21 protein-coding genes are annotated in these 22,422 nt (G+C 66.4%); 14 read left to right on the top strand and 7 right to left on the bottom strand.

Annotated features, from left to right (window positions below):
- Nucleotides 1-49: 49 nt before the first annotated feature.
- The gene (locus tag ACN0RC_RS04180; RefSeq protein WP_417509103.1) at nt 50-883 is read left to right on the top strand and encodes an SDR family oxidoreductase; all 834 of its coding nucleotides are present in this window, start codon (nt 50-52) and stop codon (nt 881-883) included.
- 121 nt (nt 884-1,004) lie between these two features.
- Here the strand turns inward: ACN0RC_RS04180 and ACN0RC_RS04175 are convergent, their stop codons facing one another.
- Genes ACN0RC_RS04175 through ACN0RC_RS04165 form a run of 3 tightly spaced genes read right to left on the bottom strand, consistent with a single transcriptional unit; the run spans nt 1,005 to nt 3,538 of the window.
- Complete coding sequence (locus ACN0RC_RS04175; RefSeq protein ID WP_417509101.1) at nt 1,005-1,751, bottom strand: sulfite exporter TauE/SafE family protein; 747 nt, start codon at nt 1,749-1,751, stop codon at nt 1,005-1,007.
- A 3-nt stretch (nt 1,752-1,754) separates the two neighbouring features.
- Complete coding sequence (locus tag ACN0RC_RS04170) at nt 1,755-2,855, bottom strand: Gfo/Idh/MocA family protein (RefSeq protein ID WP_417509099.1); 1,101 nt, start codon at nt 2,853-2,855, stop codon at nt 1,755-1,757.
- Nucleotides 2,828-3,538, bottom strand: a complete 711-nt coding sequence (locus ACN0RC_RS04165; protein WP_417509097.1) for a ThuA domain-containing protein — start codon at nt 3,536-3,538, stop codon at nt 2,828-2,830. The genes ACN0RC_RS04170 and ACN0RC_RS04165 overlap by 28 nt, the downstream gene beginning before the upstream one ends.
- A gap of 91 nt (nt 3,539-3,629) precedes the next feature.
- Between ACN0RC_RS04165 and ACN0RC_RS04160 the strand changes: the two genes are divergently transcribed.
- The 5 genes from ACN0RC_RS04160 (at nt 3,630) to ACN0RC_RS04140 (ending at nt 9,155) form a co-directional block, all read left to right on the top strand.
- Nucleotides 3,630-4,676 carry a LacI family DNA-binding transcriptional regulator gene (locus ACN0RC_RS04160; RefSeq protein WP_417509095.1) on the top strand — a complete coding sequence of 349 codons (1,047 nt, stop codon included), beginning with the start codon at nt 3,630-3,632 and terminating at the stop codon, nt 4,674-4,676.
- A gap of 17 nt (nt 4,677-4,693) precedes the next feature.
- Nucleotides 4,694-5,938: a 23S rRNA (adenine(2503)-C(2))-methyltransferase RlmN gene (gene rlmN, locus ACN0RC_RS04155; protein ID WP_417509093.1), complete on the top strand. Its 1,245-nt coding sequence runs from the start codon at nt 4,694-4,696 to the stop codon at nt 5,936-5,938.
- A 72-nt stretch (nt 5,939-6,010) separates the two neighbouring features.
- A complete protein-coding gene (locus ACN0RC_RS04150; protein WP_417509091.1) occupies nt 6,011-7,543 on the top strand; it encodes a DUF4407 domain-containing protein in 1,533 nt (510 codons plus the stop codon).
- A gap of 46 nt (nt 7,544-7,589) precedes the next feature.
- Nucleotides 7,590-8,099, top strand: coding sequence for a hypothetical protein (locus ACN0RC_RS04145; RefSeq protein ID WP_417509089.1), 510 nt, complete (start codon nt 7,590-7,592; stop codon nt 8,097-8,099).
- 42 nt (nt 8,100-8,141) lie between these two features.
- Nucleotides 8,142-9,155, top strand: a complete 1,014-nt coding sequence (locus ACN0RC_RS04140) for an aldo/keto reductase family protein (protein ID WP_417509087.1) — start codon at nt 8,142-8,144, stop codon at nt 9,153-9,155.
- Nucleotides 9,156-9,270: 115 nt separating this feature from the next.
- On the opposite strand, the gene ACN0RC_RS04135 is transcribed toward ACN0RC_RS04140, so the two are convergent.
- The 3 genes from ACN0RC_RS04135 to ACN0RC_RS04125 all read right to left on the bottom strand — a co-directional run bounded on the left by ACN0RC_RS04135 (nt 9,271) and on the right by ACN0RC_RS04125 (nt 11,187).
- Nucleotides 9,271-9,777: a glycine cleavage system protein R gene (locus tag ACN0RC_RS04135; protein WP_417509085.1), complete on the bottom strand. Its 507-nt coding sequence runs from the start codon at nt 9,775-9,777 to the stop codon at nt 9,271-9,273.
- Between the two features lie 106 nt (nt 9,778-9,883).
- The gene (locus ACN0RC_RS04130) at nt 9,884-10,939 is read right to left on the bottom strand and encodes a PLP-dependent cysteine synthase family protein (RefSeq protein WP_417509083.1); all 1,056 of its coding nucleotides are present in this window, start codon (nt 10,937-10,939) and stop codon (nt 9,884-9,886) included.
- Complete coding sequence (locus ACN0RC_RS04125) at nt 10,936-11,187, bottom strand: hypothetical protein (RefSeq protein ID WP_417509081.1); 252 nt, start codon at nt 11,185-11,187, stop codon at nt 10,936-10,938. The genes ACN0RC_RS04130 and ACN0RC_RS04125 overlap by 4 nt, the downstream gene beginning before the upstream one ends.
- A gap of 103 nt (nt 11,188-11,290) precedes the next feature.
- Here ACN0RC_RS04125 and ACN0RC_RS04120 point away from each other — a divergent pair, with 103 nt between their 5' ends.
- The gene (locus ACN0RC_RS04120) at nt 11,291-12,265 is read left to right on the top strand and encodes an EamA family transporter (RefSeq protein ID WP_417509080.1); all 975 of its coding nucleotides are present in this window, start codon (nt 11,291-11,293) and stop codon (nt 12,263-12,265) included.
- Nucleotides 12,266-12,341: 76 nt separating this feature from the next.
- Here ACN0RC_RS04120 and ACN0RC_RS04115 read toward each other — a convergent pair whose 3' ends face one another.
- Nucleotides 12,342-13,217, bottom strand: coding sequence for a spermidine synthase (locus tag ACN0RC_RS04115; RefSeq protein ID WP_417509078.1), 876 nt, complete (start codon nt 13,215-13,217; stop codon nt 12,342-12,344).
- Nucleotides 13,218-13,353: 136 nt separating this feature from the next.
- On the opposite strand from ACN0RC_RS04115, the gene ACN0RC_RS04110 reads away from it, so the two are divergent.
- The 7 genes from ACN0RC_RS04110 (at nt 13,354) to ACN0RC_RS04080 (ending at nt 22,391) form a co-directional block, all read left to right on the top strand.
- The gene (locus ACN0RC_RS04110) at nt 13,354-14,211 is read left to right on the top strand and encodes an RDD family protein (protein ID WP_417509076.1); all 858 of its coding nucleotides are present in this window, start codon (nt 13,354-13,356) and stop codon (nt 14,209-14,211) included.
- Nucleotides 14,212-14,286: 75 nt separating this feature from the next.
- A complete protein-coding gene (locus ACN0RC_RS04105; protein WP_417509074.1) occupies nt 14,287-14,745 on the top strand; it encodes an FHA domain-containing protein in 459 nt (152 codons plus the stop codon).
- Nucleotides 14,746-14,799: 54 nt separating this feature from the next.
- Entirely contained in the window at nt 14,800-19,491 is a 4,692-nt protein-coding gene (locus ACN0RC_RS04100) for an FtsK/SpoIIIE domain-containing protein (RefSeq protein WP_417509072.1), read from the top strand.
- 118 nt (nt 19,492-19,609) lie between these two features.
- Nucleotides 19,610-19,930: a hypothetical protein gene (locus ACN0RC_RS04095; protein WP_417509070.1), complete on the top strand. Its 321-nt coding sequence runs from the start codon at nt 19,610-19,612 to the stop codon at nt 19,928-19,930.
- A 22-nt stretch (nt 19,931-19,952) separates the two neighbouring features.
- The gene (locus ACN0RC_RS04090) at nt 19,953-21,137 is read left to right on the top strand and encodes a hypothetical protein (protein ID WP_417509069.1); all 1,185 of its coding nucleotides are present in this window, start codon (nt 19,953-19,955) and stop codon (nt 21,135-21,137) included.
- Nucleotides 21,134-21,760 (top strand): hypothetical protein, encoded by a 627-nt coding sequence (locus tag ACN0RC_RS04085; protein ID WP_417509068.1) that lies wholly within the window; start codon nt 21,134-21,136, stop codon nt 21,758-21,760. Before ACN0RC_RS04090 ends, ACN0RC_RS04085 begins: the two co-directional genes overlap by 4 nt.
- A gap of 7 nt (nt 21,761-21,767) precedes the next feature.
- Nucleotides 21,768-22,391: a hypothetical protein gene (locus ACN0RC_RS04080; RefSeq protein WP_417509067.1), complete on the top strand. Its 624-nt coding sequence runs from the start codon at nt 21,768-21,770 to the stop codon at nt 22,389-22,391.
- The last annotated feature ends 31 nt before the right edge of the window (nt 22,392-22,422 follow it).

Here is a 22,422-nt window from a genome sequence, read left to right as displayed (position 1 = left end):
AGCGGCACAAATCGCGACCTGAACGCACACCACAACGCAAGGAGCACGAATGACCACCCTCGCCGGAAAGACCATCCTGATGTCGGGCGGCAGCCGCGGCATCGGCCTCGCGATCGCGCTGCGCGCTGCAGCAGACGGCGCGAACATCGCGATGCTCGCGAAGACCGACACCCCGCACCCGAAGCTCGAGGGCACGATCCACACGGCCGCGGAGCAGATCCGTGCCGCCGGTGGTCAGGCGCTTCCCATCGTCGGTGACGTGCGCGACGATGACGACATCACCGGTGCTGTCATGAAGACGCAGGGAGAGTTCGGCGGCATCGATATCGTCATCAACAACGCCAGTGTCATCGACCTGTCGCGTTCGCTCGATCTCGGCGCCAAGAAGTACGACCTCATGCAGGACGTCAACGTCCGCGGCACGTTCATGCTCTCGCGGGCGGCGATTCCGCAGCTGCGCGAAGCGGCGAACCCGCACATCCTCTCACTCTCGCCGCCGCTGAACCCCACGCCGAAGTGGCTCGGAGCGCACACCGGATACTCGCTCGCGAAGTTCGGCATGACCATGGCCACCCTCGGCCTCGCCGCCGAGTTCGCGGCCGACGGCATCGCCGCGAACACCCTGTGGCCGCGCACGACGATCGCAACGGCTGCGGTGCAGAACCTCCTCGGCGGAGACCAGGTCATGGCAGCCAGCCGCACGCCGGATATCTATGCGGATGCTGCGTACGCCGTCATCACGAAGCAGGCGAGCGGCTACACCGGACAGACGCTCATCGTCGAGGACGTGCTCGAGGCCGACGGCGTGACCGACTTCTCGAAGTATGCGGCAGTCCCCGGCACCCCGGACGACCGCCTGTTCCCCGACATCTTCCTCGATTAGGGCCCGAAGCTCTCTCGAGCCCGCAAAACCACGCCCAGCCCGCAAAACCAGGCCGAAACGGCGGCGAATCGCCGCGGTCTCGGCGTGGTTTTGCAGGTTTGTGGGGCGGGGCAGGGGCTGGTCAGAAGAGTAGGTAGACCGCACCGATGATCGTCAGCACGATCACGATGCGATCGAACACCTGCTGCTTCATGCGTCGTGCGAGCCAGAGCCCTGCAAAGGCGCCGATGATGACGAGCGGGACGAACGCGGCATCCATAAACAAAGTCTCGGCGTCGAAGAGTCCGATTCCGGCCAGGAACGGCACCTTGGCGAGGTTCACGATCGCGAAGAACCACGCCGACGTCCCGAGGAACACCTGCACCGGCGTGCGCTTCGCGAGGAAATACATCGACATGACCGGTCCTGCAGCATTGGCGACCATGGTCGTGAATCCGGCGAGAGAGCCATAGGCGGATGCCGCGACGATTCCGTGTTCTGCGGACGACGCATCCGCTCTTCCCTGTCTCGATCTGCGCCAAAGCGTCACCGCGATCATGGCCAACAGAATGACGCCGATCGCGCGGCGCACGACCTGATCATCGCCGAGCGCGAGGAACGCGAAGCCGATGAGAAGCCCTGCCACCACCGCGGGTGCGAGTCGCAGGAGCGTCGGCCAGTGCGCGTGGCGGCGATAGGCGATCAACGCGAAGGCATCGCCGACGATCAGCAGCAGCAGAAGCGCCGCTGTCGACGTGCGCGCGGGTAGAACAGCGGCGAAGATCGCGACAGGCAGGATGCCGCCGCCGGGGATCGCGGTCTTGGCGAGCCCGACGAACAGCGCCGCGAGGCCGAGCAGCAGCCACGCCCACGGCGCAAGATCGATCATGGATCAATCATGCCGTTGCCGCAGGCTCCATTCGTCGTGAGAGGTCAGCGGGACAAGAGGGGGCCGCTCGGCCGTGGTGGCCAGGTCGATGCGCTGGCCGGTGCGCGCCGACTCCATCAGCGCGCTCATGATCTCGAGCACGTGCAGGGCGATCGAACCATCTGAGCGCGTGCCGCCTGATACGAAGTCGAGCAAGCCGATGCCGCGTCCTGCGTTCTCGTAACCTGCGCTCGTCGGGACCGTGCTCCAGCCGTCGTCGCCCGCGCGACGCAGTCGCACCTCGCCCGTGAAGTGGTTGGGGTCGGGCAGTGAGAGGGTGCCGGTCTCGCCGTGCACCTCGATCGGTGCGGCCTCTGTCGCCGGGGCATCGAAGCTGAACGTGACGGTCGAGATCGCACCGCCGACGTGCTCGAGCACACCGGTGACGTGGGTGTCGACCTCGACCGGGATCTCTTCTCCGGACCGGGGTCCGGATGCGATACGGCGCACCGACTTCGGCCGGGAGGATGCGCCGGAGACGCGTGCGACCGGGCCGAGCAGGTGGAACAGCGAGGTCAGGTAGTACGGACCCATGTCGAGCAGCGGGCCGCCGCCCTCGCGGTAGTAGAAGTCGGGGTTCGGATGCCAGGCTTCATGCCCTGGCGAGGTCCACGTCGCCACCGCGGCGATGGGGCGGCCGATCTCGCCCGCGTCCACGGCCGCGCGGGCGGTCTGGATGCCGGTGCCGAGCACGGTGTCGGGAGCACACCCCGCCCAGGCTGACTTGGTGGTGGCGGCGATGATCTCGCTGGCCGCCGGCAGGGTTGCCGCCAGCGGCTTCTCACCGAAGACGTTCTTGCCAGCGCGGAGCGCGGCGAGCGCGACCTCCGCGTGGGCCGCCGGGATGGTGAGGTTCAGCACGGTCTGCACCGCGGGATCTGCGACGAGCTCATCGACGGTGAGTGCGCGGCATCCCTCGATCCCGTCGGCGACCTCGGCTGCCCGCGTGAGAGTCAGGTCTGCTGTCGCGACGATCCGCACGCCCGGGTGCGTGCCGAGGGTCTCCAGATACTGTCCGGAGATGACCCCGAGTCCGACTATTCCGATACCGTGCGGCTCGCCCACAGCATTCCTCTCTCAACGATCGTGCGCACATTTTCGTCGCGCAGCACTTCCGGGCTGTGCCCGGGGGTCGCGACGAAGATGCGTCCCTGACCCCACTCGCGCGTCCACACTGCGGGAGACACGATCGGCCGGTGCCAGGGGTGGTACGGCTGGACGGGATGGGTGGTCGTGGCGAGAACGTCATTGAGATCGTCCGTGAGCACCCAGTACTGCTCAGTCTCGAGCGGGAAGTCCTCGATGCCGGCCATGATCTCGTGCGCGCGGCCGAGGTCGGTGACCGCGACCGTGTGCGGCAGGTAATTGTCGGACGGGTCTCCGACGCAGGCATCCGGATGCTTCGACGGGTGAGTGGCGAACTGTCCGCCGATGAGCTGCAGGTAGTCGGAGCTGTTGCGGTAGGAGTCCGCGATCCCGCCGTGCCAGCCGGCCAGCCCGGTGCCAGCCGCAACGGCGCGGCGCAGACCCTTCAGCGCGTCATCCGAGATCTCGGACATCGTCACGGACTGCACGATGAGGTCGGTCTCACCCATCACGGTCTCGTCGGCATAGATCGCGTTGGACTCCTCGACGCGCACCTCGAACCCCTGCTCCTGAAGGAACGGGATGAAAACCTCAGTCGCCTCGATCGGGCTGTGGCCTTCCCATCCGCCTCGAACGACGAGTGCTTTTCGCGTTGCGGTCATGACTGTCTTCCTTCCCCTGCGGTGTGCGGGTCGCGCAAAACTCTGCCACGTGTCGCGCCCCATGTCTCGAAAATTGCGCAAAAATAAGTGGGTGTCTTCTCCGCGCCGCATCACCCTCGCCCGCGTGGCCGAGGAGGCCGGGGTCAGCGTGTCCACGGCATCGCGGGCATTGCGCGGTCGTGGTGACCTGTCCGCCGACGTCCGCACCCGCGTGCTGCATGCCGCAGCGGCGCTGGGGTACACCTCGGCGGGAGAGTCGCGCGGCCGCCCGCGCGACCCGACCGCAGGGGTGATCGATCTCGTCTTCGGCAACTTCCATGACCCCTATACCGACGAGGTCGTCGCGGGCGCGCGGACGACGGCCGCAGCGCTCCGCTACGACCTCGTGCTGACGACAGACCGTCCGGATGCTGAAGATGACTGGCCGCATCGCATCCGCACACGCGGCACGGCGGGCGTGATCGTCGGGCTGGTGATGCCGACGGCAGCGCAGGTGGCGCTGATGCGAGAGGCCGGGATCCCCCTGGTGCTGCTCGATCCGCCCAGCGAAGCGCCTGCGGCGCTGACCAGCATCCGCACCACCGACCGAGCTGGCGGGGTCTCGGCCGCCGAGCACTTGCTCGCCCGAGGCGCGGAGCGCTTCATTGTTATCGGTGGCACGCCGTCGTACCGATTCGGGCGTGCCAGGGTCGATGGATTCATCTCTGCTGTGCGCACGGACTTGCCGGAGGCGCAGGTGGTTCGTGTCGACGCTGATTGGAGCGCGATTGGCGCTGCCGCCGCATGCGCCCGGGCGCTCCGCGAGCTGAACGGGGCAGGGCCGATCGGACTCTTCGCCTGCAACGACGAGATGGCGGCGGGCGCGTATCGGGCCATTGCCGATGCGGGGCTGGCCGTGCCGCGGGAGGTGCTGGTGGTCGGCTTCGATGACGTGCGCGGTGCCCGGTGGCTACATCCGCCGCTGACCACCATCCGGCAGCCGATCCGCGAGATGGGAGCTGCGGCCGTGCGAACCCTGGTGCGCGCGATCGAGGGGGCGGACATCGCGGGGGAGGCGATCGAGCTTCCCACCGCGCTGGTGGTGCGCGGGTCGACGGCGCCGGGGGCACCGGGCGACCCAGCCTCTTCTCACCCGTGAAGCCGTACCCTGGAAGCATGACCGAGACTTCTCCTGCGCGCCCTGCGAACACTGGTGTGCGCCAGACGCGCCCGCGCACCGAGGGCTGGACGCAGAAGAAGGATGCCGAGGGACGCCCGCTGCTGCAGTTCGCGAGCCCGAAGCGCGGCAAGCCTCCCGTGCACCTCGCCGACATGACGCCGGCCGAGCGCATCGAGAAGGTCAAAGAGCTGGGCCTGCCCGGCTTCCGCGCGAAGCAGCTGGCGACGCACTACTTCACGCACTACACGTCCGACCCCGCCGAGATGACCGACCTGCCCGCCGCTCAGCGCGACGAGCTCGTCGCCGGCATGCTGCCGCCGCTGCTCACCGAGGTGCGCAGGCTCGAGACCGACAAGGGCGACACGATCAAGTTCCTCTGGCGCCTGCACGACGGCGCACTGGTCGAGTCCGTGCTCATGCGCTACCCGGGGCGCATCACGCTGTGCGTGTCGAGCCAGGCCGGATGCGGCATGAACTGCCCGTTCTGCGCCACCGGCCAGGCGGGTCTGACCCGCAATATGTCGACGGCTGAGATCATCGAGCAGATCGTGCGCGCCAACCGGCTCATCGCCGAGGGCGGTCTCGGCGGCAAGAAGGCGGATGACCACTCGATGGAGCGCGTGAGCAACATCGTCTTCATGGGCATGGGCGAGCCGCTCGCCAACTACAAGCGCGTGATGGATGCCGTGCGCATCATGGTCGCAGACCAGCCCGATGGCCTCGGCATGAGCGCCCGCGGGATCACGGTCTCGACCGTTGGTCTGGTGCCTGCGATCCGCAAGCTCGCCGAAGAGAACATCCCGGTCACCTTCGCCCTGTCGCTGCACGCCCCGGATGACACTCTGCGCGACGAGCTCATTCCGGTGAACTCGCGCTGGAAGGTCGACGAGGCGCTCGATGCCGCCTACAACTATTACGAGAAGACCGGCCGCCGCGTCTCGATCGAGTACGCGCTCATCAAAGACATGAACGACCATGGGTGGCGTGCCGACCTGCTGGCAGAGAAGCTCAACCAGCGGGGTCGCGGCTGGGTGCACGTGAACCCGATTCCGCTGAATCCGACGCCGGAATCGGTGTGGACGGCATCCACTCGCGAGGTGACGAACGAGTTCGTGCGCCGCTTGAACGACGCCGGCATCCCGACGACCCTGCGCGACACCCGCGGCAAGGAGATCGACGGCGCCTGCGGTCAGCTCGTGGCCACGACCGAAGACGAAGCGGCAGCCGAAGCCTTCGCCTGAGCAGGCATTCCTGTGAGTGCCTCGCAGGGATCTTCCAACCTTTCCACAGGCGCCCTTTCGTAAGTTGTTCGGATGCCTTATTCTGCTCACCGCCCAGGGCGATTCGACTCGCAGGGCCGGATCGTTCTCGCCAGCGACTCCGCAGACGAGACCGATGAGCTCGACTTCCTGCGCGACTACGAGCCGACCGGAACCCCGGAGGTCACCGATCCGTTCGTGGGCACGTCGTTGACCGAGGATGCTGAGGCGCCCGTCGCTACGCCGGTGGAAGAGACCGCGCCTGCGGAAGCATCCGCGCCGCAGAAGGTGAAGCGCCCGCGTCGCCCGCGTACCCCCGGCTCTCGCCTGCGCACCCTCGCGATCCTCGGTGGAGCCGACGGCGAGATCCTCGACCGCGTCCCCGGCGAGACGCCCCGGTTCGTGCAGATGTTCTTCGTCCTCGCCGGCACCGCGCTGGTCTCGGCGATCTCGATGCTCTTCGCCCTCACGACCGGAGTGCAGGCCGCCATCTGGCTGGCAGTACCGCTCGCGATCGTGTGGGCGCTGGTCATCTTCAACCTCGACCGCTTCCTCACGTCGACCATGACGTCGACGCGGAGCATCCTGAAGCTGCTCGGCCTCGCGCTGCCGCGAGTCATCATGGCGATGATCATCGGCTTCGTCGTGGCTGAGCCGCTCGTGCTGCAGGTCTTCCACAACGACATCAGCCGTGAGGTCGCGGCGACCAATATCGTGCAGGCACAGTCCGATCAGGAAGCACTCGAGAGCGGACCGGAGAGGATCGCCCTCGATGACGCGACCGACCGGGTGTCGGCACTCGAGAACCAGGCGGCGACGGGGATCGTCGCAGGCACGGATGCATCCTCTGCGAGCGAGTCGGCCGCACAGGCGACCGTCGATGACCTCACCGCCAAGATGACGGAGCAGCAGGGCGTCATCGACCAGGCGCGTGCGCTGTACCAGTGCGAGTTGACCGGTGAGGGGGCCGGAACCGTCCCCGGTTGCACGGGGGTGAACGGCGAGGGTGCGAGTTCGGATGCTGCAGAGGCACAGTTAGGGCAAGCACAGCAGACCTACGACGCGCTCGCCGCCCAGCTGCGCGACGCCAACGACGACCTCGAGAGCGCGGGAACCACCGCGAAGGCGAGCACCGCAAGCTCCGAGACGCGCAACCGCGAGGAGGCGGCATCGAAGCTGCCCGCAGCGCGCGACAGCTATGACCAGGCGCTCGCCGCCTACAACGCACGAGCCGATTCGGTGGCGCAGGGCAATGCCGGTGCGGTCGGGTTGCTCAGCCAGATCAGTGGGCTGAACCGGCTCTCCGAGAAGGAGCCGACGATCCTCTGGGCGCACTGGCTGATCGCCGCGCTGTTCTTCATGATCGAGTTGCTGCCGGTGCTGGTGAAGGTGCTCACGAGCTACGGTGCCCCGTCGCTGTATGAGAAGGCCTATGCGATCCGCAAGCAGGTCGATCTCGACCGGGTGACCGCCGAGGGATTCCGCGACAGGGCATCGATCGTCACGGCCGCGGATCCCGCGGCATCCGAACCTGCGCCATCCGCCCCCGCGACCCGCGCCGATCTTCGTAAATCGGTCAACGCCTGACTTTACGGAGCAGGCGCCTCCCAGGCGGCGCCGATAGGGTCGCGGCATGAACGAACAGGGCCGTGCAGTTGCCACTCGCTCCACTATCGTCGTCTCGATCGTCGGCATCCTCGCCGTCGTCGCTTACGCCGTGTGGGGTGCTGTGCAGGTCATGATTCTGACCCCGATGGTCGCAGTGCCCGGACTCACCATCCGCGAGATCCGTGCAGCGATGTCCGCCGCGGGCGAATCGCCCTCCGACGTGGCGATCTGGATTTTCGTGGGGCTCGGCGTTGCGCTTGCCGTTATGGTGGCACTGATCGCCATCCGCTCGGGGATCCAGCCTGAACTCACCGCGCTGCTGTTCCTCGGCGTGCTGACGTTCGGTGCTCCTGCACTGTTCATCGCGTCTTTCGGATGGGGGATGGCGCTCGCCGACACCTTCGGGGTCTCTGGTGGAATCACCGCCCCAGGAATGGCAGTGGTCTACCTCGTCAGCGCACTCGCCGGGGCCGGAAGCATCGTGCTCGGGGTAATCTTCGTGATGCGATCTCGTCACGTGGCCGTGACAATCTGACGCACTCGCCCCGTTGGTTCCGAGACGCCGTAGCGTGGACTTATGGTCAACTATCGCTATCTCGGAAACAGCGGCCTCAAGGTCTCAGAGATCACCTACGGCAACTGGGTCACTCACGCTTCGCAGGTTGAAGACGACGCAGCGGTGAAGACGGTGCACGCCGCCCTCGACGCCGGAATCACGACCTTCGACACTGCCGACACCTATGCCAACACGGCTGCGGAGGTCATCCTCGGCAAGGCTCTCGCCGGCCAGCGCCGTGAGGGCCTGGAGATCTTCACAAAGGTCTACTTCCCGACCGGACCCATGGGCCCGAACGACACCGGGCTCAGCCGCAAGCACATCTTCGAGTCGATCAACGGTTCGCTGCAACGCCTCGGCACCGACTACGTCGACCTGTACCAGGCGCACCGCTTCGACTACGAGACGCCGCTGGAAGAGACGTTCCAGGCGTTTGCCGATGTCGTGCGCCAGGGCAAGGCGCTCTACATCGGCGTCAGTGAGTGGACCGCAGAGCAGCTGCGCGAAGGACACGCGCTGGCTGCGCAGCTCGGCGTGCAGCTCATCTCGAACCAGCCGCAGTACTCGATGCTGCACCGCGTGATCGAGGGCAAGGTCGTTCCCGCATCCGAAGAGCTCGGCATTTCGCAGATCGTCTGGTCGCCGATGGCGCAGGGTGTGCTCAGCGGCAAGTACCTGCCCGGTCAGCCCGTGCCGGCCGGCTCGCGCGCGACTGACCCGCACAGTGGAGCGGACTTCATCAAGCGACTGCTCGAGGACGATATCCTCACCGCCGTCCAGCGCCTGAAGCCGATCGCCGCGGACGCCGGACTCACGATGCCGCAGCTCGCGATCGCCTGGGTGCTGCAGAACCCGAATGTCGCCGCAGCCCTGGTGGGAGCATCGCGTCCGGAGCAGCTGGCAGACACGGTCAAGGCGTCTGGTGTGACGCTCGCGCCGGAGACTCTCCAGGCGATTGATGAGGCCCTGGGCGACGTCCCCAACCGCGACGCCGAGCACACCTACTCCGTGTCGCCGAAGTCCCGCCTGGTCTGACTCTCTTCCCTCCCTTCCGCCGAGACCCCAGGCTCTCGCCGAGACCCCGCGTTGTTCACGCCTGTAACCGGGGGTCTCGGCAGCAACCGGGGGTCTCGGCGAAAGGCCAGGAGGCTCAGCCCAGCGTGATGTCGACCTGGAGCTCGGCCGTGAGCCGCTCCAGGTCGGCGCGCAGCGCGGCAAGATCAGCAGACGCGGGCACTGTCGCCGCCACCGACGCCTCGAACAGGCGGCCGCCGGCCATCGCGGCATCTCGCGTCTGGGTCGTCATGTCCTGGATGCTGAGCTCATGCGCGTGCAGCACCGCCGAGACCTCGCGCACGATGCCCGGCCGGTCGTTCCCGAGGATCTGGAGCGTGATCGGCCGCTCGGCAGCATCCGAAGCATCCGCCCCGGTGTGGATGGAGACGCTCAGCAGTCCGTCCAGGCTGCGCAGCGCGCTCTGCAGGTCGCCCTCGTGTTCGGGGGCGACTGAGACCTGGATGACTCCGGCGAAGACCCCGGCGAGCTCGGCGAGCTGACTGCTCTCCCAGTTTCCGCCGTGCGCATCGACGACATCGGCGACGGCCGCGACAAGGCCAGGGCGATCGGATCCGGCGACAGTGAGGATCAGAGTGGTCATGTCTGAAGCGTAGCCCGACCCGCACCCCACTCGCGAGACCGCAAAACCACGCCGAGACCGCAACGACACGACGCTGTCTCGGCGTGGTTTTGCAGTCTCGGTGGGGCTACCAGGTGCCCGACTCGAGGAACCGGTCCAGCTGCGCGCGGTGCGGCTCGAGGTCCATGCCCTCAGATGCGACCCACTCGTCGGAGTAGTACGTTCCCGCGTAGCGGGCGCCTCCGTCGCAGATGAGCGTCACAACGCTGCCCTGCTCTCCGGCAGCGCGCATCCGCGCGATGAGCTGGAACGCGCCGACGAGGTTCGTGCCGGTCGATCCGCCCGCCCAGTGCAGCGTGCGCTCCTTCAGCAGGCGGATGGCAGCGATCGACGCGGCATCCGGGATCTGCAGCATCTCGTCGATCACGCTGGGCACGAAAGACGGCTCGACGCGCGGCCTGCCGATGCCCTCGATCCGGCTGGGGACGCCGGTCGTGAAGTCGGATGCTCCGATCGACCACCCGCCGTAGAACGCCGACCCCTCCGGGTCGACGACGGCGACGCGGGTCGGATGCTGCCGATACCGCACATACCGCCCGAAGGTGGCGCTGGTGCCGCCGGTCCCGGCGCCCACGACGATCCATGCAGGGATCGGATGCTTCTCCCGCTCGAGCTGGCTGAACACGCTCTCGGCGATGTTGTTGTTCCCACGCCAGTCCGTCGCCCGCTCCGCGTAGGTGAACTGGTCGAGGTAGTGCCCGCCGCACTCGGTCGCGAGCCGCTGGGCCTCGCTGTACATCTCCGGCCCGCTGTCGACGTAGTGGCAGCGGCCGCCGTAGAACTCGATGAGGTCGATCTTCTCCGGGCTGGTGGAACGGGGAACGACCGTGATGAAGTCCAGTCCCAGCATCCGCGCGAAATACGCTTCTGAGACGGCGGTCGATCCGCTCGAGGCCTCAACGAGCGTCGTGTGCTCGTTGATCCGCCCGTTGACCAGTCCGTACAGAACGAGCGAACGTGCGAGGCGGTGCTTGAGCGAACCGGTCGGATGCACCGATTCGTCTTTCAGATACAGATCGATGCCCCACTCGGCGGGAAGCGGGAAGACATGCAGATGCGTGTCTGCACTGCGATTGGCATCGGCCTCGAGCAGGGCGATCGCTGCGCTGGACCAGGAGGTCATCCGAGCCCGGACTGCGACAGCTGCCAGAACACGATCGCGCCACCGGCCGCGGCGAGCGCGAGCACGATGATGAGCGGTACGAGCCATCTCGCGCGCCTGCGCGGAGGACGGATCACGGGCGCGGGCTTGGTGAGCGGGCCGGGAGCGGGCTCCGGCTTGCCGGTCAGATCCGCCATCGGCGGGGTCGGGCCGGTGCGCGGCTGCCTCTCGCCGCCGGGGTTCTGATCAGGAGCTGCGCCGGTGACCATCGTTGTCCTCTCCGAGGCGAGTGAATGCCTTAGACAGAGACTGTACCGCCGGCCCCGCCTTCGCCGGCGCAGACCCGGCGGATGAGCATTACTGTCAGTGATGATGGATGCTCTCTCAGATGGCGCCCGAGTGCGCTCCGGCTTGCGGCTCGGAATGCCGCTCGCGATCGCCGCCGCGCTGTCGTTCGGCATGTCGGGGGCATGGGCGCGCGGTCTGATCGACGCGGGCTGGACCCCTGGTGCCGCCGTCACCGTGCGGATCTGGGTCGCAGCCCTCGTGCTGCTCGTGCCGACGCTCATCGCCCTCCGCGGCAAGTGGGTGCTGCTGCGTCGCAACATCTGGATCATCGCCGCGTACGGACTGCTGGCGGTCACCGCGACGCAGCTCTTCTACTTCCAGGCTGTTGCCGTCATGGACGTCGGGCTCGCGCTGCTCATCGAGTACACCGCCCCGATCGCCGTGGTGCTCTGGCTGTGGGTGCGCCGCGGGGAGAGGCCCACGGGGCGCAGCATCCTGGGGGCGGGGATCGCGCTCGTCGGCCTCGTACTCATGCTCGATGTGCTCGCCGGCGGCAGCGCCCCGATCTCGGGCGTGCTCTGGGCGTTCGGCGCGATGATCGGGGCGGCGGCGTACTTCGTGCTGTCGGCCAAGAGCGATACCGGGCTGCCGCCCATAGCGCTCGCCGGAGCCGGCCTTCTCGTCGGCGCTGTCGGTCTCACGATCGCCGGCCTCATCGGCGTTCTGCCGATGGTCTGGAACACCGACGATGTCGTCTACCGCTTCGGAACCGTGCCGTGGTTCGTTCCGGTCCTCGCGATCGGCCTCATCGCGACCGCCCTCGCCTATGTCCTCGGAATCGCGTCGACCCGTCTGCTCGGTTCACGTCTTGCGTCATTCATCGCGCTCGCCGAAGTGATCGCAGCCATGCTGTTCGGCTGGCTGCTGCTCGGACAATTGCCGAACCTTCTGCAGGGCCTCGGCGCGGTGCTGGTGCTCGCCGGCGTCATCGTAGTGAAGCTCGGGGAGCCGGCGGCATCCGTCTCTGGTGACCCGGCGCTGGCGCCGCCTGTCGATTAGATCATCCGCAGGCATTCAGGTCGCACTTAACGCCGCTATGGCCGCGCTCAGAACGGCCGATATTGCGACCTGGACATCACCGCGAACTGCGTTTCGGCAAGAGACCCAGGAGTGCGGTCCGCATGCCTTCGAGCATCTCAATCGAGGAAGACACATCGGGCAGCGTCGGCTCCGGAGACCAGAGCCCCTCGGCTTCGCTGATCGGCGGCGCACCATCGATGATCGACTCGACGTCGGTCACCAGCGCGCCCTTCGACGTATCGCCCCGCAGGCGCTCGCGGATGCTGTCGGCGTCGATCTCTGCACCGCTTGCGATGAGACAGGCGTTGCCGAAACGCAGACCTCCCAGAGACGAGCCCTGCACGATCATGACGACATGGGGGAAGACGCTCTGCAGCGTCGCGAGCTGACGGCGAGTGAACTCCAGCTCCGGCCCCGCCACGGAGTTGACGACGAGCATCCCCTCGTCAGTCAGGACTCGCCGCGCGTCATCGGCGAGCTCGACCGACGAGAAGGCGGGCGGGACCCGTCCGTTGTGGAACACATCGATGAGGATCGCCTCCTGCGAGCCGGACTCCGCCTCAGCGAGCCAGACGCGCGCGTCGCCCTCGATCATCGTGACGCCGGCGGGTGGCGGAAAATGTGAACGAACGAGTGACACGAGCGCAGGCTCGGACTCGAGGACGACCTGCACAGCATCCGGCCATCGCCCCGCGATCGCGCGCGCCAGCATCAGCAGACCACCGCCGAGCTGAGCGATGCGGCGGTGGTCTCGGCTGTCGAGAGCCGCCATCATCCAGCGTGCGTATGCGAGTGAGAGGGGACGACCGGGCTCGGCGATGTGCGATTGCTGCACGCCACCGACCTCGAGAAGCCATCCGTCGGCATGGGGGATGACGTGGGCGGTGCGTCCATCGCTGAGCACGACCGAGAGCGGTTCGTCGTTCGGCATTCCTCGATCTTGTCACGTCCGCGCGCGCCGATTCCGGGGAGGAGTGCCCATGCGTTCAGTTCAGACATCGAGCCAGTATCGGTAACGTTGCAGGGTACGGCAGAACGAGTCTGCTGCAGCCGCGGGAGGTGGGCACGTGACGACGATCTGGGAAGTGGATGACGCTGACGAAGAGATCGAGGGGCTGGACGCGGCCGGGCGGCCCGATCCCGCGTACGCCGCCGCGCTCGGTTTGATTCGCGCCCCTTACGGGCGACGGTTCCTGGCCGTGACGATCGACATCGTGGTCTATCTGATCGTGCAGATCCCCTACTGGGTTTTCAGCGTGCCGCTGCTGCTCATGTTCGCTCGGTCGGAGATCACTCTGTACGGGCTCGTGGCCCATCCGAATTTCTTCGTCGCCGTGCTCATCGCGGGAATCACTGCACTGCTCACCCTCGCGCTGTTGATCGTGCAGGGCGCTTTCCAAGGGCGCGCGGGCGTCACGATCGGCAAAGCCATCACCGGCATCCGCAGCATCAACGTGGTGCGGCTTGCGAAGCCGGGGTTCTGGCGGATCGTCCTGCGAACTCTGATCGTCGGTGCGTCGAACATCGTGCCCGTGATCGGACCGACGCTGATGTTCTGCTCGGCGCTGGGCGACTCAGAGAAGCGGGGACGCGCGTGGCATGATCATGCCACCCAGGTGTGGCTGATCGACGTGAAGAAGGGGCTCGACCCCTACGACGGAAAACGCATGCGCATCGCACGAAAGGTCGTGAAGGTCGAGATCGCGCCTCAGAGCCGTGATCTGCCGTCGCTCGCGACAGCCGAGAGCAGTGCAGTAGAGCCCGAGTACCGACCGGCGCACAGCGTCAGCGCCGGGGTGCTGGGCATTGCGAAAGCGAAGCGTGCGGGCCGCGATGACTCCGTCGGGATCGTCGCGCAGCACCTGGGTTCCGCGAGTGCTGTCACGGCGGCCGAGAAGGAAGGCGGCCGGGTCGGCGGCGGTTAGCCGGGTGGCCGATCGGGCCAGCCGCCGCTTCCTGCCACAGGGCTCCCTGCCCGCGCACCTGAGGATCATCGCGTCGTGCTCGGCGTGCCGCCAGAGATCGCGTCCGGCTCCGCTTCGCAGACACCTCCTGCGACTGCTCCGGAACCTCCTGCGCCGGCCCCGCAGCCGGCCGCTCCTGCCCCGGAGCCTGCCGCCCCTGCCCCGGAACCGACCGTACGACTTGCCCTCGACTCTGGCGACGCGTACGTGCTCGCCGAGCCGATGATCTTCGGGCGCAATCCCGATGAGACCGGGACATTCGGCGCAGCGCAGCGCGTAGCGGTGTCGGATGACACCCGGTCGGTCTCGAAGACGCACTTCGCGATTCGTCTGTCGGCGTCGGGCATCGAAGTCGAGGACCTCGGGTCGACCAACGGCACGTTCATCCTGCGCGCTGGAGTCGAGACGCAGGTGCCCTCCGGCGCGGCGCTCATCGCCGCGCCGGGTGACGTGGTGCGATTCGGTGACCGCACGATGACGATCGGCACGGTATGACGTTCACGACCCGCGGTATGACGTTCACGAATCGTGAACAGAGGGAAGAGATGAATGAAGGTTAAGCTCACTCTGCATCGCCCTAGTGGCGACCCTGTGGACATCGCTGTCGTCGCTGACTCGACGGCCACGACCGGGGACGTCGCGCGGCATATCGCTGCCGCAGATCCTGCGCGGTCGATCTTCGTCGATCCGAACGATGACCTGACCCTCGCCGTTGCTCCGCCCACCGGCGAGCACCTGGAGCTTCTGCAACCTGACATTCCGATCGGCGAGGCGCCGATCGGGTCCGGCTTCGCCGCTGCCGTGCGCCCGGTGAAGCGCGACCAGGGCCAGTCCGCCGAGGACCGCAAGGTCGTGGCCTTCCTGCGTGCGATCGATGGGCCGTTGAAAGGGCAGGTGTTCCCCGTCGCCCAGGGCTACTCGTTCATCGGGCGCGTCGGCCCCAACGACGTTGTGCTGCCCGACGCGATGGTTTCGAAGAAGCACGCGCGTCTTGAGGTCTCGACCTCGCTCGAGCTGGTCGACCTGAACTCTACGAACGGCGTCTACGTCGACGGTGAGCAGGTGCAGCGCGTGCGCCTGGAGCCTGGGCAGCAGTTCGTCATCGGAGCGTCGACGCTGGTCGTCGCCCTCGCCGACGACTACGACCCGTTCGAAGACCACCCGGTGCTCGAACGCGGCGGTGGGTTGCGGTTCAACCGCAGCCCGCGCGTCGAGGATCGTTATCCCGGCATCCAGCACACACCACCGCGGATGCCGACAGAGACGCTCATGCGTCTGTTCCCGTGGACGATGCTCGTCGCCCCCATCATCATGGCGCTGTCGATCTACCTCATCACCGAGCGCCCGCGCGCGCTCCTGCTGATCATCATGACGCCGCTGATGGCGTTGGGTAACTTCATCAACCAGCGCGTGCAGATGAAGAACAAGCGCAATCATGAGCTGCAGTTGTTCGAGCGGCAGTTCGAGCATCTGGAAGAGGTCTTCTTCCACGAGAAGCCTCGTGAGGAGAGCGCCAGGAACAAAGAGGTGCCTCCCGTCGTCGAGGTGTTCGATCATGCGATGCGTCTCGGCCCGATGCTGTGGACGCGGCGCCCTGAGCATTGGAACTTCCTCGCTCTGCGACTGGGGGTCTCGACAGCGGTGTCGCGCAACGCGATCCGCGAGTCCGAATCGTTGGACGGCTTGCCCGAGTACATCGAGCGCGTCGAGCGTTTGAAGGAGCGCTACCGGCTGGTGCACGAAGTGCCCGTGCTGGAGACGCTGCCTGCGAGCGGTTCCATCGGGGTGGCGGGACCGGATGCTGTGGCGGCGGATGCCGTGCGCGGACTCGCGGTGCAGGTGTTCGGGCTGCATGCGCCGAATGACGTCGTGGCGGTGGCGTTCGCGGATTCTGATTGGGTCGAGGAGCTCGAGTGGCTCAAGTGGCTGCCGCACACTTCGAGTGAGACCAGTCCCTTCAAGGATCTGCCGCTTGCCGACAGTGCTCCGACCGCGAACGCACTGCTCAATCAGCTCGAGGACTATGTGATGCGCCTGGTCAAGGGGCCGGCGCACCGTGGGCCGTTCAAAGAGACCTGGAACCCGATGCTGTACGGCACCGACGTCCACCGGGCTGCCGAAGAGACCGATGTGAAGACACGGATCTCGGTGATCATCATGGTCACCAATGACGCACCCGTCGATCGTGCACGACTGACGCAGATCCTTGAGCTCGGGGCTGAAGTCGGAGTGCATGCGATCTTCGTCTCGCCGACGGTGGAGTCGCTGCCGGCGGCCTGCCGGAGCTACCTCGATGTCACTGCGGGCCTGGATGATGTCACGGTCGGGCTCGTCCGCTCTGGTGAGCAGTACACCCACACACGGGTCGAGGGTGTGTCCAACGCATACATGGACATGCTCGCCAAGCGACTCGCCTCCGTCACGGATGTCTCGACGGTGATCCACGACGAGTCCGACATCCCGAGTTCGGTGGCGTTCCTCTCGCTCGTCGGCGAGGAGGTCGCCAGCGACCCGCAGGCCGTCATCGACCGTTGGCGGCAGAACAACACGATCATCGATCGTTCCGCGACCGAGCGCCCGCGCCTGCGCAAAGCGGGCAACCTTCGTGCGATCGTCGGCCAGGGCGCCAGCGATGCGATGACTCTCGACCTTCGCGCCCAGGGTCCGCACGCTCTGGTGGGCGGCACCACGGGCGCCGGAAAGTCGGAGTTCCTGCAGGCATGGGTTCTCGGGATCGCGAGCGCTCACAGCGCTGATCGCGTCACATTCCTCTTCGTCGACTACAAGGGCGGATCCGCGTTCGCCGACTGCGTCGAGCTGCCGCACTGCGTCGGGCTGGTCACCGACCTCAGTCCCCATCTCGTGCGACGTGCGCTGACCAGCCTGCGCGCCGAGCTGCACTACCGGGAGCACCTCTTCAACCGGAAGAAGGTGAAGGACCTGCTCGAGCTCGAGAAGCGACAGGACCCGGAGACGCCGCCAGCACTCGTGCTGGTGATCGACGAGTTCGCGGCACTGGCGGGCGAGGTGCCGGAGTTCGTCGACGGCGTCGTCGATGTCGCGCAGCGCGGCCGCTCGCTCGGCATCCACCTGATCATGGCGACGCAGCGTCCCGCTGGTGTCATCAAAGACAATCTCCGCGCCAACACGAACCTTCGCGTCGCTCTGCGCATGGCGGATGAATCAGACTCTCGCGACGTCGTCGATGATGTCGTCGCGGCATCCTTCCCGCCGTCGCTTCCTGGCCGCGCCATCGCGAAGACCGGGCCTGGGCCGCTGACGCCGTTCCAGTCGGCGTACGCCGGTGGATGGACGAACACAGCGGATGCCGTCGCTGCCGCCGAGGTCAAGGTTGCCGAACTTCGCTTCGGCAGCGTCCACGAATGGGAGCCCGACCGCCCGGCCGAGAGCGACTCGCATGATGCGGATCTCGGACCGAACGACCAGAAGCGCGTCGTGAAGTCGATCATCGCGGCCCACCGACAGGCGGCGCTCGTCGCGCCGCGGCGACCCTGGCTCGATGACCTGGCCGAGATGATCGATCTGGGAGAGATGCCGCTCGAGGGCGACGGGCGCATCGCCCTCGGCGTCGCCGACCTTCCTGAGCGTCAGCAGCAGAACCCCATCCACTTCGTTCCGGACCGCGATGGTTCGCTGCTTGCCCTGGGCACTTCCGGGGCTGGCAAGTCGACGGTACTGAAGTCGATCGCGACCGCAGCCGGGATGCGTCCGGATCTCGGTGCGGTTCAGGTGTACGGGCTCGACTTCGCGTCGGGTGCCCTGGGCGTGCTCGAAAAGCTCCCGCACGTCGGATCGATCATCGATGGCGAGGATTCCGAGCGCATCCAGCGATTGCTGCGGATGCTCGGAAGAGAACTCGACACGCGCAGTGAGCGCTTCGCGGCGGCGCACGCGTCGAACCTCGCCGAGTACCGGGAGCTCGTGGACTCGTCCACGCCGCGCATCTTCCTGCTGATCGACAACTTCCCCGAGTTCAAGAAGGACTGGGAGATCTCGGCGAACCGCGCACCGTTCTATCGGGAGTTCATGCGGATTCTGGGTGAGGGCCGCCCGCTCGGCGTTCACGCGGTGATCACGGCCGATCGTGGCGGTGCCGTGCCGACCGGTGTGTCATCGAACATCTCTCGTCGCATCGTCCTGCGGTTGTCGGACGTGAACCAGTACACGCTCGTCGGCGCACCCAAGGATGTACTGACCGATCAGTCCGGCCCCGGGCGGGCGATCGTCGACAAGAGCGAGGTGCAGCTCGCTGTGCCGGGGGGAACCTCGAACACGTCCGAGCAGGCCAAGTGGCTCGATAAATTGGCTGCTGATCTGCGAGCGAAGGGGGCCGAGGAGGCGCCGTCGATCGGGTCGCTGCCGCTGCACGCTGATATCCGTGACCTGCCCAGCAGCGTCGGTCATCAGCCCGTGTTCGGCATCGCCGACGACACCTTGGAACCGCGCGGCTTCGATCCGGCCGGATCGTTCATCATCACTGGCCCGCCTGCGTCGGGCAAGACCAATGCGATGAAGTCGCTCATCATCGCGATGGAACGGTTCGACCCGGAGGTGAAGCTGTTCCACTTCGGCACACGCCGTTCCGAGCTCGCGGATTTCCGACCGTGGGTGCGCAGCGCCATCAAGGCGGACGATGAGAAGGAGCTCGCCGCAGAGCTGACGGACATCGTCGCCGACGAATCGATTCCGTTCCGAATCCTGATCGTCTGCGAAGACATGCCGCACCTCGCCGATGGTGCCGCTGATCGGCCGATGCGGGCGTTGCTGAAGGCCGTCAATGACAGTGATCACATGCTCATCGGCGACGCGGACGTATCGCGAGCCGGTGGCGGCTCCGGCGTCATGGGCGAATGGAAGGCCGCACGACAGGGCATCGCGCTGAAGCCGGATGCGTACGATGGCGACAGCCTGTTCAAAGTGCCGTTCGGGCGCGTCAAGCGCGCGGACTTCCCGGACGGCCGCGGCATGTTCGTGCAGGCCGGGCGGGCCTCTCTCGTCCAGATGCCGGTCGCGCATGACGACCGGCCCGATGTCTCGGATGTGCGATTCCGGATGCCGGAAAAGCCCAAGGATGCGCCGGCGCCTGCGGCCACGGCTGCGCCCGTGGCCGCGCCGGCTGGCGGCGGCCTGTTGAACGACGATGAGCGCAATGCGCGACGTGCGCGCAGGCAAGCGCGCCTCGAAGCACAGCGCGGTTCGTCGACCGGCGAGGCCGGCTGATACGAGGGAGCACCGCAGGATGGGGAATGCTCCCCATCGTGCGATGAGGTGCGCCTGACTACTGTGTGGATGGGAGCTCTACCGGCTCGCCATTTTGAGAGAGACGGGGAACTGACGCATGGCTGACGTCGTCATCAAATACACCGAGCTCAACACCCTCCTCTTCCGACTCAACAGCATGATCGAGGAGTTCAACTCCGGCAGCAAGGGTGCAGAGCTGCGCGACGCGATCGGCGAACCGTTCGGGCGGAGCGAGCTCACCGATGCGGCCGAAGAATCAGAGGACCGCTGGAACGACAAGCGCGAGAGTCTCGTGGAGGATCTCACATCGATCCGCGATCTCGCCCAGGGGATATACGACGATTACCAGAAGTTCGAAGACGATGCCGCAGCGCAGTTCGAGAATGGCGCCGATGTGCCGACCAGCTCGGACTATTGAGCAGTAGGCAAGGGGATAGCGCATGAGCAAATGCTGGAGTGAAGGTGCCTACGTCAACTGGCCGTCGACGCCAGGGGGAAACGAGATCGAGCAGGCGTCGATGTCGCCGAGCGAGGTCGTCTCGACCGCGGGTGCCATGATCACCATCGCGTCGCGCATGAAAGGTGCTGCGACGACGCTGCAGGAACTCGCCAACAGTGACGACGGTCAGCAGGGCAAGGCGGTCGAGAAGCTGCGCGACAGCGTGGGTGAGACCTGGCAGATCCTCGGCGATGCCGGCGCGATGTACTACGACACCGCCGACGCGATCCGCACCTATGGCTGGGCGATCGGTGATGTCGGGGGGATCGCGGAAGCGCTCGCCACTGCGTACTCAGACGCCGACGAGAAGTGGTCGACGTATGCCGGAACCGACGGCGATCTGTACGGTGACGTCGCCGCGGAAGATGGCGACGAAGACCCGAACGCCGAGGCGGATGCCGCCGACAACAAGGCGAAGTACGACGCGTTCCAAGCCTGGATGAACGCGGCGGACCACTGGGACCAGCAGTACGACGACTGGGAGACGGCCTGGAACCAGGCTGTCTCCGCGATCGAGAACGCTCACGAGCACGGTCCGAAGGATGGCTGGAGCGAGTGGTTCGGGGATTTCCTGGAGGTCGCCTACAACATTCTGGCGGTCGTCGCGATCATCGTTGCCGTCGTGTTCATCGTCTGCACATTCGTCATCACAGGACCGATCGCTGCGGCGATCGCCGGGATCGCAGCGACGGTGGGCGCCATCATCGGTATCGCCACCGCCGTCATTTCGATCGTTCGGTTCACCCGGGGGGAAACCGACCTGTTGACGCTGGCCATCGACCTCGTGTGCGCAGTCCCTGGGCTGGGGCCGCTTGCGAACGCCGTCTCGGACATGGGGCCCCTCGTCACGAAGCTCGGTGTCGGCGCAGCGGGCATCGCGGACTTCCTGCCTTCGACGGTGAGGATCGCAGCCGATGGCGGGCTCGATATCTCGAGGGTCTTCGCGGACAGCGTCTCTGATCTGATTGTTCACGGCAGCGTCGGCGCCGGCATGCTCTTCGACATACCGAACGTCCTGCGTGTCACCGATTTCATTGCTGACACGGGGATCGACACGGTCATCTCGCAGTATTCGCCCCTGTCCTCCGTGAATACCGTCGTCAACTGGATCAAGGGTGATGGGTGATGTGGGAACTGCGGTTCGACGAACCGCTTGATGCGTGGGCCGTTGTTCCTGCGCCCGACGAGTACGAGCGGCGTCGGCAGTGGGGAGCTGTCGTCGCCGACATGGTGAGGGCGTATTGGGAGGCCGAGGAGGACGCACCCTTCTCCGACGCTCTCGACCAGGTGCTCGAGATGCTTCAGCGCTCGAGGCCGGAGGGAGCTCTCGCCGACCTCGTGACCTGGCCGACACGCTCACCGCTGCCGGTCCGCGTGACGTTCCACGTCGCCGCCGACGACGGGGCGACCGAGTGGGAATCACTCGGCTTCGAGGCATCGCCTTATCTACCGAGTCCGTTCGGGGAGGGCATCCAGTACTCCCGCCGGATATCGCCTGAGCTCACACAGGGGATCGCATCGATCGATGCGGCGATCATCTTCGATCGTGGTGATGCGGCACTGGTTGTGCGCATACATGCCTGCCCGCTCGACGCGTACATGATGGCGGCAACCGCTATAGCCGAGTTGATCGACTCGTGCGTTCTGACAGACTCGACGGGCAGCGCTTTTGCAACGGGCAAGCGTGAGCATCTGTTGCCCGGTGAGAGCGATCAGTGGCTCGAGGAAGGAACAAGCATTGGTGTCTGATGGCGGCATGTCCCTGCGTGATCTGCTGGGCGCTCGTCCGGACCCCGAGTTCGAGCTGTCGCTGCCGAAAGGTTGGGAACGCCACGAGCCCTCTCCGGAGAGTCAGGCACTGATCGAGCAGAGGCTGCGTCGCAGCCTCATGCAAGTCGGCAGCGTGGATGCGCTCCAAGCATCCGGTGTGCTGCGGAACATGCTTCGTCAGTCGATGGACGAGATGCGAAAGCAGAACGTCGTGGCCTATTTCGCGCCGTCGGGGACGGATGTGTCGACGCCATTCCCCGTGCCGGCATCGATCATCGCGACGATCCGTTCTGCACCGTCTTCCGCAGAGATGGATGGCTATATCAAGCGGATGATCCTTGAAGAACGAGCCGAGCCGCTGGGAAAGAACCGTGCGCTGCTGCGGATCGAGCGGGAAAGCATCCGAGGTGAGGGTGATGCGCAGATGGTGCTGAGCTCGACGCTGTACGTCACGCCGGTGCCGGGCACCCGCCGCCGGCGGGCGCTCGAATTGCTTGCCGGCTATGGGCGTCCCGCCGATATTCCGCGGGATGACGAACAGATTCAGTTCGTCCACGCATTCTTCGATCTGATGGTCGCGTCGCTGCGGTGGAAGAATGTGTCTGCGTGACTTCGCCCGACCCACATGGAGAAGACGACAC

It is taken from the genome of Microbacterium sp. (genome assembly GCF_048259935.1).
Taxonomy (GTDB): domain Bacteria; phylum Actinomycetota; class Actinomycetes; order Actinomycetales; family Microbacteriaceae; genus Microbacterium.
This window is presented reverse-complemented; position numbering and strand designations above follow the sequence as displayed.

Coding starts and splice junctions, on each gene's coding strand:
- ACN0RC_RS04180 (WP_417509103.1), top strand. CDS start 50: ATGACCACCCTCGCCGGAAAGACCATCCTGATGTCGGGCGGCAGCCGC.
- ACN0RC_RS04175 (WP_417509101.1), bottom strand. CDS start 1,751: ATGATCGATCTTGCGCCGTGGGCGTGGCTGCTGCTCGGCCTCGCGGCG.
- ACN0RC_RS04165 (WP_417509097.1), bottom strand. CDS start 3,538: ATGACCGCAACGCGAAAAGCACTCGTCGTTCGAGGCGGATGGGAAGGC.
- rlmN (WP_417509093.1), top strand. CDS start 4,694: ATGACCGAGACTTCTCCTGCGCGCCCTGCGAACACTGGTGTGCGCCAG.
- ACN0RC_RS04150 (WP_417509091.1), top strand. CDS start 6,011: ATGCCTTATTCTGCTCACCGCCCAGGGCGATTCGACTCGCAGGGCCGG.
- ACN0RC_RS04145 (WP_417509089.1), top strand. CDS start 7,590: ATGAACGAACAGGGCCGTGCAGTTGCCACTCGCTCCACTATCGTCGTC.
- ACN0RC_RS04140 (WP_417509087.1), top strand. CDS start 8,142: ATGGTCAACTATCGCTATCTCGGAAACAGCGGCCTCAAGGTCTCAGAG.
- ACN0RC_RS04135 (WP_417509085.1), bottom strand. CDS start 9,777: ATGACCACTCTGATCCTCACTGTCGCCGGATCCGATCGCCCTGGCCTT.
- ACN0RC_RS04130 (WP_417509083.1), bottom strand. CDS start 10,939: ATGACCTCCTGGTCCAGCGCAGCGATCGCCCTGCTCGAGGCCGATGCC.
- ACN0RC_RS04125 (WP_417509081.1), bottom strand. CDS start 11,187: ATGGTCACCGGCGCAGCTCCTGATCAGAACCCCGGCGGCGAGAGGCAG.
- ACN0RC_RS04120 (WP_417509080.1), top strand. CDS start 11,291: ATGGATGCTCTCTCAGATGGCGCCCGAGTGCGCTCCGGCTTGCGGCTC.
- ACN0RC_RS04115 (WP_417509078.1), bottom strand. CDS start 13,217: ATGCCGAACGACGAACCGCTCTCGGTCGTGCTCAGCGATGGACGCACC.
- ACN0RC_RS04100 (WP_417509072.1), top strand. CDS start 14,800: ATGAAGGTTAAGCTCACTCTGCATCGCCCTAGTGGCGACCCTGTGGAC.
- ACN0RC_RS04095 (WP_417509070.1), top strand. CDS start 19,610: ATGGCTGACGTCGTCATCAAATACACCGAGCTCAACACCCTCCTCTTC.
- ACN0RC_RS04090 (WP_417509069.1), top strand. CDS start 19,953: ATGAGCAAATGCTGGAGTGAAGGTGCCTACGTCAACTGGCCGTCGACG.
- ACN0RC_RS04080 (WP_417509067.1), top strand. CDS start 21,768: ATGTCCCTGCGTGATCTGCTGGGCGCTCGTCCGGACCCCGAGTTCGAG.